The sequence below is a fragment of the Arthrobacter sp. 05T410 genome, assembly GCF_056396505.1.
In genome coordinates, this window is record NZ_JBFTLP010000003.1 from 430,226 (window position 1) to 442,825 (window position 12,600).

At 68.7% G+C, this 12,600-nt stretch carries 9 protein-coding genes; 7 read left to right on the forward strand and 2 right to left on the reverse strand.

Translation table 11 applies throughout. The annotated features are described in order from the left end of the window. The gene (locus AC1DFR_RS06695) at window positions 1–570 is read right to left on the reverse strand and encodes a M15 family metallopeptidase (protein WP_476873010.1); all 570 of its coding nucleotides are present in this window, start codon (window positions 568–570) and stop codon (window positions 1–3) included. A gap of 79 nt (window positions 571–649) precedes the next feature. Between AC1DFR_RS06695 and AC1DFR_RS06700 the strand changes: the two genes are divergently transcribed. Next, on the forward strand, window positions 650–943 hold the full coding sequence (locus AC1DFR_RS06700) for a hypothetical protein (RefSeq protein ID WP_476873011.1): 294 nt from the start codon (window positions 650–652) through the stop codon (window positions 941–943). A gap of 10 nt (window positions 944–953) precedes the next feature. Here AC1DFR_RS06700 and coaA read toward each other — a convergent pair whose 3' ends face one another. Then, complete coding sequence (coaA, locus tag AC1DFR_RS06705; RefSeq protein WP_026266484.1) at window positions 954–1,919, reverse strand: type I pantothenate kinase; 966 nt, start codon at window positions 1,917–1,919, stop codon at window positions 954–956. Between the two features lie 145 nt (window positions 1,920–2,064). On the opposite strand from coaA, the gene glmS reads away from it, so the two are divergent. From glmS to treZ, 6 genes are all read left to right on the forward strand, one after another. Next, window positions 2,065–3,957: a glutamine--fructose-6-phosphate transaminase (isomerizing) gene (glmS, locus tag AC1DFR_RS06710; RefSeq protein ID WP_476873012.1), complete on the forward strand. Its 1,893-nt coding sequence runs from the start codon at window positions 2,065–2,067 to the stop codon at window positions 3,955–3,957. A 4-nt stretch (window positions 3,958–3,961) separates the two neighbouring features. Next, entirely contained in the window at window positions 3,962–4,309 is a 348-nt protein-coding gene (locus tag AC1DFR_RS06715) for a holo-ACP synthase (protein ID WP_018773713.1), read from the forward strand. A gap of 85 nt (window positions 4,310–4,394) precedes the next feature. After that, window positions 4,395–5,933: an NAD(P)H-hydrate epimerase gene (locus tag AC1DFR_RS06720; RefSeq protein WP_476873013.1), complete on the forward strand. Its 1,539-nt coding sequence runs from the start codon at window positions 4,395–4,397 to the stop codon at window positions 5,931–5,933. A 91-nt stretch (window positions 5,934–6,024) separates the two neighbouring features. Further along, window positions 6,025–8,397: a glycogen debranching protein GlgX gene (glgX, locus tag AC1DFR_RS06725; RefSeq protein ID WP_476873014.1), complete on the forward strand. Its 2,373-nt coding sequence runs from the start codon at window positions 6,025–6,027 to the stop codon at window positions 8,395–8,397. Further along, entirely contained in the window at window positions 8,394–10,730 is a 2,337-nt protein-coding gene (treY, locus tag AC1DFR_RS06730; protein WP_476873015.1) for a malto-oligosyltrehalose synthase, read from the forward strand. Before glgX ends, treY begins: the two co-directional genes overlap by 4 nt. A gap of 51 nt (window positions 10,731–10,781) precedes the next feature. Further along, window positions 10,782–12,587 carry a malto-oligosyltrehalose trehalohydrolase gene (gene treZ, locus AC1DFR_RS06735; protein WP_476873016.1) on the forward strand — a complete coding sequence of 602 codons (1,806 nt, stop codon included), beginning with the start codon at window positions 10,782–10,784 and terminating at the stop codon, window positions 12,585–12,587. Window positions 12,588–12,600 lie beyond the last annotated feature (13 nt).

The following is a 12,600-nucleotide window of genomic DNA, read 5'->3' on the forward strand; positions in this document are numbered from 1 at the left end:
CTACAAGTACGCCGGGGCGGCTTCCAGGCCGAAGTACTGTTCCAACGTGGCGATCCCGCGGGCGGCCATGTCCGTGGCGGCCTGGACACCGATGAAGCGCAGGTGCCATGGCTCGTAGAAATACCCGGTGATTTCGTGCAGCATCCACGGGTAGCGGACCACGAAGCCGAAGCGGTGGGCGTTCGCCTTGGCCCAGATCGCCGCCGGACGGTCCTTGAACTGGGGCGTGAAAGCGTCCGCCCCGCTGCCGTCGCCGATGTCGAACGCCCAGCCCGTCTGGTGCTCTGAGTAGCCGGGCCGGGCCGAGGCGGTGTCAGCCTCCGCCTGACCGCGGGAATTCACGTAGCTGCCGTAGGTGGCCCGCTGCGTCGCGAACGAACGGTACCCGCTGGCCAGGGTGATGATGACGCCGTCGGCAGCCGCGGCCGCGAACATCCTCTCAGCCGCTGCCGCCGTCGTGCCGTTCACCAGCGCCGCCTCGCCCGACGTTGCCAGGCGGACGGCCGGCCGGGCCAGGTCCGGCGGCACAAAGGTGGCGGGGGAGAGCGGGCGGTGTTTGTTGACGACCACCCACGGGCTGGTGGGGTCCGCGAGGGAATGTTGCGGCCCCGGCGCCGCGGCCGATGGAGGGCGAGCAGCGGACGATGGAGTGACAGACGGCGCCGTCGTCGGCGTCTGTGCCGCCGCAGTGGTGCTTTCCGGAACGGAAGCCGACGATGAGGTTGCCGGCGGGGTCGACGCCGCGGCGGCGGCGGTCGGCGTCGAACTGCCCGTGCCCGGCGTCGGCCCCGGCGTGCCGGACGGGGTGAAGGACTGGGCCGGGGTGCAGGCGGACAGCGCCGCGAGGCCCGTGCCCGCCAGCAGGAGGCGGCTGAAGGCCCGGCGGCTCGGCGATTCCTGGCCGGCTTCCTGCCGTCCCGCCGTCCCGTCCGCGTCGTCGTAGCACATGTGTGCTAGACCTTCCTCAGCAGCATCCGGCGGATGGAGTGGTCGGCGTCCTTGGTGAGGACCAGTTGCGCGCGGCCCCGGGTCGGGAGGACGTTTTCCTCGAGGTTGGGCTCGTTGATGCGCTTCCAGATCTCACGGGCGGTCTCTTCGGCCTCGGCATCGGAGAGTGTTGCGTAACGGTGGAAGTACGATTCCGGTTGGGCGAAGGCTGTGCTCCGCAGTTTGCGGAACCGGTCCACGTACCACTCCTCGATATACGAGGTCTTCGCGTCGACGTAGATGGAGAAATCGAAGAAGTCACTCAGGGCCAGGCCCTGCCTGCCGTCCTGCCGCGGCCGGGCCGGGGCCAGGACGTTCAGCCCCTCGACAATCAGCACGTCCGGGCGGCGCACCACCACTTCCTTGCCGGGGACGATGTCATAGGTGACGTGGGAATACCAGGGGGCCCGGACCTCCTCGGCACCGCCCTTGATCTCGCTCACGAAGCGCAGCAGGGCACGGCGGTCGTAGGACTCCGGAAAACCCTTGCGCTCGAGCAGTTGCCGGCGCTTGAGCTCGGCGAGCGGGTAGAGGAATCCGTCCGTGGTGATGAGCTCCACGTTGGGGGTGCCGGGCCAGCGCCGGAGCATTTCGCGCAGGACGCGGGCGATGGTGGACTTGCCCACGGCCACCGAACCGGCCACGCCGATCACGAACGGCGTGCGCTGGGTGCTTTCGCCGAGGAAGGTGGTGGTGGCCGCGTGAAGCTGGCCCGCGGCTTCCACATAAAGGTGCAGGAGCCTGGACAGCGGCAGGTAGACCTCGCGCACTTCCTTGATGTCGAGGGGGTCCCCGAGGCCGCGAAGGCGGAACACATCCTCTTCATTAAGGGGCTGCTCCATCTGGGCAGCGAGCCGGGACCAGGTCTGCCGGTCCAGCTCCACGAACGGGGAGACACCTTCCCCGTTCGCTTCATTGCGTTGCAAAGTCACCCTAGAGATTCTGCCCTTCACAACGCCGAGAGCGAAATGGACTGGCCGGTGGAAGCCGGGGCCGGCCGTCCTGAGCCCCGCGCAGGGGCCGTCACGCCCGGCCGTCCCACGTCCTCCCTCCCGGAAACCCGCTAGGCTTATGACCATGTGTGGAATCGTTGGATATGTGGGCCACTCAGATGGCCGGGTAAATGCTGGACACAATGCCTTGGACGTTGTCCTTGAAGGATTGCGGCGCCTGGAGTACCGCGGCTACGACTCCGCGGGTATCGCTGTAGTGGCCGACGGCACGATTTCTTCCCGGAAGAAGTCCGGCAAACTGAGCAACCTCATTGCGGAGCTGGACGCCCGCCCGCTGCCGGAATCCCTCACGGGAATCGGCCACACGCGCTGGGCGACGCACGGCGGCCCGACGGACCAGAACGCGCACCCGCACCTGTCCGACGGCGGTAAGCTGGCCCTGATCCACAACGGCATCATCGAGAACTTTGCCGAGCTCAAGCTCGAGCTCCAGCGCAAGGGCGTCACCTTCGAATCCGAGACCGACACGGAAGTGGCGGCCGCCCTGCTCGGGGATGTGTACCGGAACCAGCTCGGCGGTGACGCCAGCAACGGCGGCCTCACCCGGGCCATGCAGCTTGCCTGCCAGCGGCTCGAAGGCGCTTTCACGCTCCTCGCCGTCCACGCCGACCAGCCCGACGTTGTGGTCGCTGCCCGCCGGAACTCCCCGCTCGTCGTCGGTCTCGGCGAAGGCGAGAACTTCCTCGGTTCCGACGTCTCCGGTTTCATCGACTACACGCGGCGCGCTGTGGAACTCGGCCAGGACCAGATCGTTACGATCACCGCCGACTCCGTGGAAATCACGGACTTCTACGGCGCCCCCGCCGAGGGCAAGGAATACCACGTCAACTGGGACCCGGCCTCGGCGGAAAAGGGCGGCTTCCCGTCCTTCATGGAAAAGGAAATCCACGACCAGCCGGATGCGGTGCTCCAGACTTTGCTGGGCCGCTCCGACATCCACGGCAAGCTGACGCTTGATGAGCTCCGCGTCGATCCGCAGCTGCTCAAGAACGTCAACAAGATCATCGTCCTCGCGTGCGGCACCTCCGCCTACGCCGGGCAGGTGGCGAAATATGCCATTGAGCACTGGTGCCGGATCCCCACCGAGGTCGAGCTCTCGCACGAATTCCGCTACCGGGATCCGATCGTGGACGAGAACACGCTGATTGTCTCCATCTCCCAGTCCGGCGAGACCATGGACACCCTCATGGCGGTCCGCTACGCCAAGGAACAGGGCGCCAAGACCGTCTCCATCTGCAACACCAACGGCTCCACCATCCCGCGCGAATCTGACGCCGTGCTCTACACGCACGCCGGACCCGAAATCGCCGTGGCCTCGACCAAGGCGTTCCTGGCCCAGATCACGGCCGCCTACCTGCTGGGCCTTTATTTGGCACAGCTGCGCGGCAACAAGTTCCAGGGCGAGATCAAGGACATCCTGGCCGACCTGGGCAAGATCCCGGCCAAGATCCAGCGCATCCTCGACAACGAGGCCCAGATCAAGGAACTCGGCCAGTCCATGGCTGACGCCAAGTCCGTGCTGTTCCTGGGCCGCCACGTCGGTTTCCCGGTGGCGATGGAGGGCGCGCTCAAGCTCAAGGAGCTCGCGTACATCCACGCCGAGGGCTTCGCCGCAGGAGAACTCAAGCACGGCCCGATCGCGCTGATCGAGGAAGGCCAGCCCGTCTTCGTGGTGGTCCCGTCCCCGCGCGGCCGCGACTCGCTGCACTCCAAGGTGGTCTCCAACATCCAGGAAGTCCGTGCCCGCGGCGCCAAGACGATCGTGATCGCCGAAGAAGGCGACGAGGCCGTCAAGGCGTACGCCGAACACGTCTTCTACATCCCCGAGACCCCCACGCTCCTGGCGCCGCTGCTCGCAACGGTTCCGCTGCAGATCTTCGCCCTCGCACTCGCCTCGGCCAAGGGTTACGACGTGGACCAGCCACGCAACCTGGCCAAGAGCGTGACCGTAGAATAACGCCATGATTGTTGGCATAGGCGTAGACGTCGTAGACATTGAGCGGTTCGGGCGCCAGCTCGAGCGCACCCCCGGGCTGCGCGACAGGCTGTTCGTCCCCGCCGAGCGGGAACTGAACACGCGGTCCCTCGCCGCGCGGTTTGCCGCGAAGGAGGCCGTGGCCAAGGTGCTGGGGGCGCCGGCCGGCATGAACTGGCAGGACTGCTGGATTGGGCTGGACCAGAACGGCCCCACCGTCCAGGTCAAAGGCACCGTGCTGGCCGTGGCGGAGTCCAAGGGCGTCAAGCGCTGGCACTTGTCCATGAGCCACGACGGCGGGATCGCCACGGCGACGGTTGTCGCCGAAGGCTGAGACGGCCGTTCAGGCAGAACCGGCCCCAGCGCCGAGCATTCCCCAGCGCCGAGCATTCCCCAGCGACCGCGAATGGACTGAAACCATGATCAGCGCCTACACCGGAACCCAAGTGCGAGAGGCCGAAAAGCCATTTCTCGACGACACACTGGGCTCCGGTGCGGGCGCTGTTCTTATGCAGCGGGCCGCGTACGGCCTCGCCAACGCCGTGATCCGCGAATTGCGGAGCCGCGGGCAGCGGCTGTACGGCTCCAGCGTGGCCGTGCTGGCGGGCAAGGGCAACAACGGCGGAGACGGGCTCTTCGCCGCCGCGCTGCTGGCCCGCCGCGGCATGCGCACGACGGCGGTGCTCACCGGGGGCGCGGCCCACGACGCCGGGCTGGCGGCGTTCCGGAAGGCCGGCGGCCATGCCGTGGCCCTCACCGGTGACAACGCTGCCGAACTCGCCGCGCTGGCCGGCGGCGCCGACGTCGTGCTCGACGCAGTCCTCGGGACCGGAGCCCAGGGCGGGCTGCGCGGACCGGCCGCCGAACTGGTCGCGGCCCTGGAGCGTTCCCGGCCAGGCTCCCGTTCCCCCTTGGTGGTGGCCTGCGATATCCCCAGCGGGGTGGACGCGGACACGGGGGAGGCGCACGCGCCGGTGCTGGCGGCCGACATGACGGTGACCTTTGGGGCCGCCAAGGCCGGCCTGCTGGCGGACCCGGGCGCGGACTTCGCGGGCGCCATCCGGGTGGTCCCGATCGGAATCGAGCAGGCGCTGCCATGGCCGTCCCTGCGACGGCTTGAGGCCGCAGACCTGTCCGCCCTCCTGCCACGCCCGCAGCGGCGGGCGCACAAGTACTCCCGGGGGGTGCTGGGGGTGGTCGCGGGCTCCGGCGCTTATCCCGGCGCCGCGGTGCTGGCCTGCCAGGGCGCCCTGGCAGCCGGCGCCGGAATGGTGCGGTACCTGGGGCCGCCGGACGTCGCCGACCTGGTTCGCCGTTCCTGTCCCGAGGTGGTGTGCAGCGCCGGCGCCGTGGCCGACACGCACGTTCAGGCGTGGCTCGTTGGCTCCGGACTCGATGACTCCGATGAGGAGCAGTTGCAGCGCGCCCGTGACGCCGCAGACTCGGGCCTGCCGACGATCGCCGACGCCGGCGCGTTGCCGGCCCTGCCTGATGTGCTCGCCCCGCAAGTGATCCTGACACCCCACGCCGGCGAACTGTCGGCATTGCTTCAGCGCCTCGGGGCTGGGTTGGACCGCTCCGCCGTCGAAGCATCCACCCTCAGCGCTGTGCGGCGGGCTGCGGGCCTGACTGAAGCCACCGTGCTGCTCAAGGGCGCCACGACCCTTGTGGCCTCCCCCTTCCAGGACTTCTTCAGCCAGTCCGAAGGCACGCCCTGGCTCGCCACGGCAGGCAGCGGCGACGTCCTGGCCGGAGTCATCGGCGCGCTGCTGGCCCAGTTGGGCGCCGACGTCGGGCGCTTCGGTGCATATGACATCGACCCCGACGCCAGATGGGCGGCGATCGCGGCGATGGCAGCCAGCATCCACGGTCTTGCCGGAGTCCGGGCTTCCCGCGGGGGGCCAGTGACCGCAACGGCCATCGCCCGTGCCATTCCGGAGGTGATGCGGGAGCTGTAACAAACGGGGGCGCTCCGAGCGCCCGGGCAAATACTAACCCTACTTACAAGTAGTCTGTCTAGAGAATATTCGTTCCGCACGAGGAGTACACATGGAAGTCTGGCCCGGATCGGCTTACCCGCTGGGAGCCACTTTTGACGGCACTGGCACCAACTTTGCCCTGTTCAGCGAGCGTGCCGAGCGGGTGGAACTGTGCCTCCTCGCTGACGACCTCACCGAAACCCGGATCGAACTGACCGAAGTGGACGGCTACGTGTGGCACTGCTACCTGCCGCAGGTCCAGCCCGGACAGAAGTACGGCTACCGGGTCCACGGCCCGTACGAACCCGAACACGGCAACCGCTTCAACCCGAACAAGCTGCTGATGGACCCCTACGCCAAGGCCGTCCAGGGCCAGATCGACTGGGACCCGGCGCTCTTCACCTACGAATTCGGCGACCCCGACTCGCGCAATGACAGCGACTCGGCCCCGCACACCATGCACGGCGTCGTCATCAACCCGTTCTTCGAGTGGGACGGCGACCGCCAGCTGCGGATCCCCTACCACCAGTCGGTCATCTACGAGGCGCACGTCAAGGGCCTGACCGAGCTCCACCCGGAAATTCCCGAAGAGCAGCGCGGCACCTATGCCGGCGTGTCCCACCCGGCCGTGATTGAGCACCTGAAGAAGCTCGGCGTCACCGCGATCGAGCTCATGCCCGTCCACCAGTTCGTCAACGACGGCACGCTCGAGGAGAAGGGCCTCAACAACTACTGGGGCTACAACACCATCGGCTTCTTCGCCCCGCAAAACACCTACAGCTCCTCCGGCGACGTCGGGCACCAGGTGCAGGAATTCAAGGCCATGGTCCGCGAGCTGCACAAGGCCGGCATCGAAGTGATCCTGGACGTGGTGTACAACCACACCGCTGAAGGCAACCACCTCGGCCCCACGCTGTCCTTCAAGGGCATCGACAACCAGGCCTACTACCGGCTGGTGGACGATGACCAGAAGCACTACATGGACTACACCGGCACCGGTAACTCCCTCAACGTCCGGCACCCGCACTCCCTTCAGCTGCTGATGGACTCCCTGCGCTACTGGGTGACGGAAATGCACGTCGACGGCTTCCGCTTCGACCTCGCCTCCACCCTGGCCCGCGAGTTCTACGACGTGGACAAGCTGTCCACCTTCTTCGAACTCATCCAGCAGGACCCGATCGTGTCGCAGGTGAAGCTGATCGCCGAGCCGTGGGACATCGGCCCGGGCGGCTACCAGGTGGGCAACTTCCCGCCCCAGTGGACCGAGTGGAACGGCAAATACCGCGACACGGTCCGCGACTTCTGGCGCGGCGAGCCCTCGACCCTGGGCGAATTCGCCTCCCGCCTGACCGGTTCCGCGGACCTCTACGAAAGCTCCGCCCGGCGCCCGGTGGCCTCGATCAACTTCGTCACGGCGCACGACGGCTTTACCATGCGCGACCTCGTGTCCTACAACGAGAAGCACAACGACGCCAACGGCGAAGGCAACAACGACGGCGAATCCCACAACCGCTCCTGGAACTGCGGCGAGGAAGGGGACACGGACAACGACCAGGTCCTGACCCTCCGTGCCCGCCAGCAGCGCAACTTCATCGCCACCTTGCTGCTCTCGCAGGGCGTCCCGATGCTCCTGCACGGCGACGAGCTCGGCCGCACCCAGCAGGGCAACAACAACACCTACTGCCAGGACTCCGAGCTGAGCTGGATCCACTGGGACGCGATGGACCAGCCGCTGGTGGAGTTCACCGCCGTCGTCAACAAGATCCGGCACGACCACCCGACGTTCCGCCGCAGCCGCTTCTTCGACGGCCGCCCGGTGGTCCGCGGTGAGGGCGAGAAACTGCCGGACATCGTCTGGCTGAAGACCGACGGCACCGGAATGCTCCCGGAGGACTGGGGCAGCGGCTTCGGCCGGACCATCGGCGTGTTCTACAACGGCCACGGCATCCAGGAACAGGACTCCCGCGGACGCCGGATCACCGACGACAGTTTCCTGCTCGGCTTCAACGCCCACGACGGCGACGTGGACTTCGCCCTGCCGGCCGAGGAATACTCACGGTTCTGGGACGTGCTGGTGGACACCGCGGACCAGGCGGACACTGAGGCCCCGCTGAAAGCCGGGTCCGTGCTGAAGCTGGCGGCAAAGTCGATGGTGGTGCTCCGGGCCCACTCCGGCCCCGAGGTGGAAGTGGACTACTCCGCGGCAGCCTCCCTCGCCGCGATGGCCGAGCACGAGGATTCGGCGGATGCAGGTTCCGCGGTCCCGGCACCGGAAACTCCGGCGGACCCGGCACCGGCGGCGCCGGCTCCGGCGGACCCGGCACCGGAGGCCCCGGCTCCGGAGGCCCCGGCAACCGGCGCCTCCAAGGGCTCGACGAAAGCCTCCGGCTCGAAAAAGGCGGGGGCCGACAAGCCGAAGACCCCGAAGGGCCGGGCTAAATGAGAACCCCCGTCTCGACGTACCGGCTGCAGATCCGGCCCGGGTTTACGCTGCAGGACGCCGCGCAGACCGTGCCGTACCTGAAGTCGCTGGGCGTGGACTGGATCTACCTCTCGCCGATCCTCACGGCGGAGCGCGGCTCGGACCACGGCTACGACGTCACCGATCCCTCCGCCATTGATCCGGACCGGGGCGGCGCGGACGGCCTGCTGGCGGCGTCGGCCGCCGCGCGGGAGGCCGGCATGGGTGTGCTGGTCGATATCGTGCCCAACCACGTCGGCGTCGCGACCCCGGCCCAGAACCCGTGGTGGTGGTCGCTCCTGAAGGAGGGGCAGCAGTCCCGCTACGCGCAGGCGTTCGACGTCGACTGGGACTTCGGCGGCGGCCGGGTGCGGATCCCGGTGCTGGGGGACGACTCCGACGTCGACGCGCTGGAAATCAAGGACGGGGAACTGCGCTACTACGACCACCGCTTTCCGCTTGCAGAGGGCACGTATACCGCAGGTGACTCGACTGCCGACGATCCCCGCGAGGTCCACGACCGTCAGCACTACGAACTGATCGGCTGGCGCCGGGCCGACACGGACCTGAACTACCGCCGGTTCTTTGCCGTCAACAGCCTGGCCGGGATCCGGGTGGAGATCCCCGAGGTCTTCGATGAAGCCCACGCGGAGGTTGTGCGCTGGTTCCGGGAGGGGCTCGTCGACGGGCTGCGGATCGACCACCCGGACGGCCTCGCCGATCCGGAGGGATACCTGCACCGGCTGCGGGAGGCCACGGGCGGCAGCTACCTGCTGATCGAGAAGATCCTGGAGCCGGGCGAGGCCCTGCCGGCCGGCTTCGAGTGCGAGGGCACCACCGGCTACGACGCCCTCGCTGACGTGGACCGGGTGTTCGTCGACGCCGCGGGCCAGGCCCCGCTTGACGCGCTCGACGCCGAACTGCGCGGCGGCGCTGCCGACTACGAGGACATGATCCGCGGCACCAAACGCCGGATCACGGACGGAATCCTGCACTCGGAGATGCTCCGGCTGGCACGGCTGGTCCCTGCCGCCGCAGGACTGGGCCAGGAAGCCGCGGCGGACGCACTGTCCGAGATCATCGCCGCGTTCCCGGTCTACCGCAGCTATCTTCCGGAGGGTGCTGACGTCCTGAGGGAGGCATGCGAACTCGCGGTCCGCCGCCGCCCCGAACTGGAAGGCGCCGTCGGCGTGCTGCTGCCGCTGCTGCTCGACGCGCAGGCAGCCCCCTCCGCAGAACTGGGCATGCGCTTCCAGCAGACCTCCGGGATGGTCATGGCCAAGGGCGTGGAAGACACCGCGTTCTTCCGCTACACCCGGCTGGGCACCCTGACCGAAGTCGGCGCCGACCCCACCGAGTTCGCCGTGGCACCGGAGGAATTCCACACCCGGATGGCCCGGCGCCAGGCCGAGCTGCCATTGTCCATGACCACCCTCAGCACCCACGACACCAAGCGCAGCGAGGACACCCGGGCCCGGATCTCGGTCCTGGCCGAGCTCGCACCGGAATGGCAGGCATCCCTGCAGCGGCTGCAGAAGCTGGCGCCGCTGCCGGACGGCCCGCTGGCCAACCTGCTGTGGCAGGCCCTAGCAGGCGTCTGGCCCGCAGACCGGGACCGGCTGCAGTCCTACGCGCAAAAAGCCGCCCGGGAGGCCGGAAACTCGACCAACTGGATCGATCCGGACGAGGCCTTTGAGGCGAAACTTGCAGCCGCCGTCGACGCCGCCTTCGACACCCCGGAGGTGACCGCCGAACTGGAGTCCCTCGTGGCCCTGCTGGAGCCCTACGGGGCCGCCAATTCTCTGGGCGCCAAGCTCGTGCAGCTCACCATGCCCGGGGTGCCGGACGTGTACCAGGGCACCGAATTCTGGGACCGCTCGCTGACCGATCCGGACAACCGGCGGCCGTTCGACTTCGGTGCCCGCCGGCGCGCCCTCGCCGCGCTCGACGCCGGTGAGCGTCCGGCGTCGTTCCTGGACGAGGCAGCGAAACTCCTCGTCACCTCGCGGGCCCTGCGGCTGCGCCGGGACCGGCCGGAGCTGTTCACCGGGTACGCCCCGGTCACCGCCACGGGCTCCGCCGCTGCGCACCTGCTCGCCTTTGACCGCGGGACTCCCGCAGCCCCGGGCGCGCTGACGCTCGCCACCCGGCTGCCCCGCGGCCTGGAGCAGCGCGGCGGCTGGCAGGACACGACCGTCGAGCTCGCCGCGGCCATGGCCGATGAACTGACCGGTGCCACACACGGTCCGGGCACCGTGGCGGTGGGGGAGATCCTGCGGGACTACCCCGTGGCCCTCCTGGTGCCCACCGCCTAAGCAGTCCTTCGATATGGGGAAAAGTACCGACATGGGGAACGGAAGAATGCCATGACCTTGCCTGCACACGGAAGCGACCGCTTCGATCTCTGGGCACCGGAAGCGCAGGACGTCACGCTCCTCGCTGACGGCCGGAAGTACGACATGACCCGCCGCGGCACGGAGGCACCCGGCTGGTGGACCGCCGCCGGGGCGCCCGCCGCCGGGGACGTGGACTACGGCTACCTGGTGGACGGGGATCCCACCCCGCTGCCGGACCCGCGGTCCCGCCGCCAGCCCGCGGGCGTGCACGCGCTCTCCCGCACGTTCGACGCCGGAGAATACCAGTGGGCTGACGGCCAGTGGGCGGGGCGGGAGCTCAAGGGCGCCGTCATCTACGAACTCCATGTGGGCACGTTCACGCCGGAGGGAACACTGGACGCCGCGGTAGGGAAGCTGTCGTACCTGGCGGAGCTGGGCATCGACTTCGTCGAGCTGCTGCCGGTCAACGGGTTCAACGGCACCCACAACTGGGGCTACGACGGTGTCCTCTGGTACGCCGTGCACGAAGGCTACGGCGGACCCGCCGCGTACCAGCGCTTCGTGGACGCCGCCCACGCCGCCGGCCTGGGCGTCATCCAGGACGTCGTCTACAACCACCTCGGCCCCAGCGGCAACTATCTTCCCCGGTTCGGGCCCTACCTGAAATCGGGGGAGGGCAACACCTGGGGCGACTCGGTTAACCTTGACGGCCCGGAGTCGGACGAGGTGCGCCGCTACATCCTGGACAACGCCGCGATGTGGCTGCGCGATTACCACGTGGACGGCCTGCGCCTGGACGCCGTGCACGCCTTCAAGGACGAGCGCGCCGTGCACCTGCTGGAGGACTTCGGCGCCCTCGCCGACGAAATAGCCGCCGAGACCGGACGTCCGGCCACGATGATCGCGGAATCGGACCTGAACAACCCGCGCCTGCTCTACCCGCGGGACACCAACGGGTACGGGCTGGCCGGGCAGTGGAGCGATGACTTCCACCACGCCGTCCACGTCAACGTCAGCGGCGAAACCACCGGCTACTACGCCGACTTCGACTCGATCGGGGCTCTGGCCAAGGTCCTGGAGCGCGGGTTCTTCCACGACGGCAGCTACTCCAGCTTCCGCGCCCGCCACCACGGCCGGCCCATCGACCCGGCCCAGGTCCACCCGGCCGCGCTGGTGGTGTGCAGCCAGAACCACGACCAGATCGGCAACCGTGCCACCGGAGACAGGCTGTCCCAGACCTTGGGCTACGGGCCGCTCGCGCTCGCCGCCGTCGTCACCCTGACTTCGCCGTTCACGCCCATGCTGTTCATGGGCGAGGAATACGGGGCCACCACCCCGTGGCAGTTCTTCACCTCCCACCCGGAACCGGAGCTGGGCAAGGCGACGGCCGAGGGCCGGATCAGGGAGTTCGAGCGCATGGGCTGGGACCCCGCCGTCGTCCCCGACCCGCAGGATCCGGAGACCTTCACCCGGTCCAAGCTGGACTGGGCCGAGGCCTCGGGAGGGGACCACGCCCGCCTCCTGGAGCTGTACCGGGCGCTCATCGCGCTGCGCCGCACCACGCCGGACCTGACGGAACCCGGTTTCGAGGACACCGCCGTCGACGTCAGCGAGGACGAGGGCTGGCTGCTGCTGCGCCGCGGCCGCACCGAGGTGGCGATGAACTTTTCCGCCGAGGCGCGGCGGGTCCCGGTCCGCGGGGCGGCCCTGGCCCTGGCAACCGACGACGGCGTCCGGCTGGACCCGGCTTCCGATGCTGAACCCGCTCATGGCGGCGCGGCGCCGGCCACAACACTGCATCTACCCGGCCACAGCGCCGCGGTACTCACCCACTAAGGCAGGATATGAC

What these genes read in the sequence shown, in the direction of transcription:
- glmS (WP_476873012.1), top strand. Translation starts at nt 2,065, where the DNA reads ATGTGTGGAATCGTTGGATATGTGGGCCACTCAGATGGCCGGGTAAAT.
- AC1DFR_RS06715 (WP_018773713.1), top strand. Translation starts at nt 3,962, where the DNA reads ATGATTGTTGGCATAGGCGTAGACGTCGTAGACATTGAGCGGTTCGGG.
- AC1DFR_RS06720 (WP_476873013.1), top strand. Translation starts at nt 4,395, where the DNA reads ATGATCAGCGCCTACACCGGAACCCAAGTGCGAGAGGCCGAAAAGCCA.
- glgX (WP_476873014.1), top strand. Translation starts at nt 6,025, where the DNA reads ATGGAAGTCTGGCCCGGATCGGCTTACCCGCTGGGAGCCACTTTTGAC.
- treY (WP_476873015.1), top strand. Translation starts at nt 8,394, where the DNA reads ATGAGAACCCCCGTCTCGACGTACCGGCTGCAGATCCGGCCCGGGTTT.
- treZ (WP_476873016.1), top strand. Translation starts at nt 10,782, where the DNA reads ATGACCTTGCCTGCACACGGAAGCGACCGCTTCGATCTCTGGGCACCG.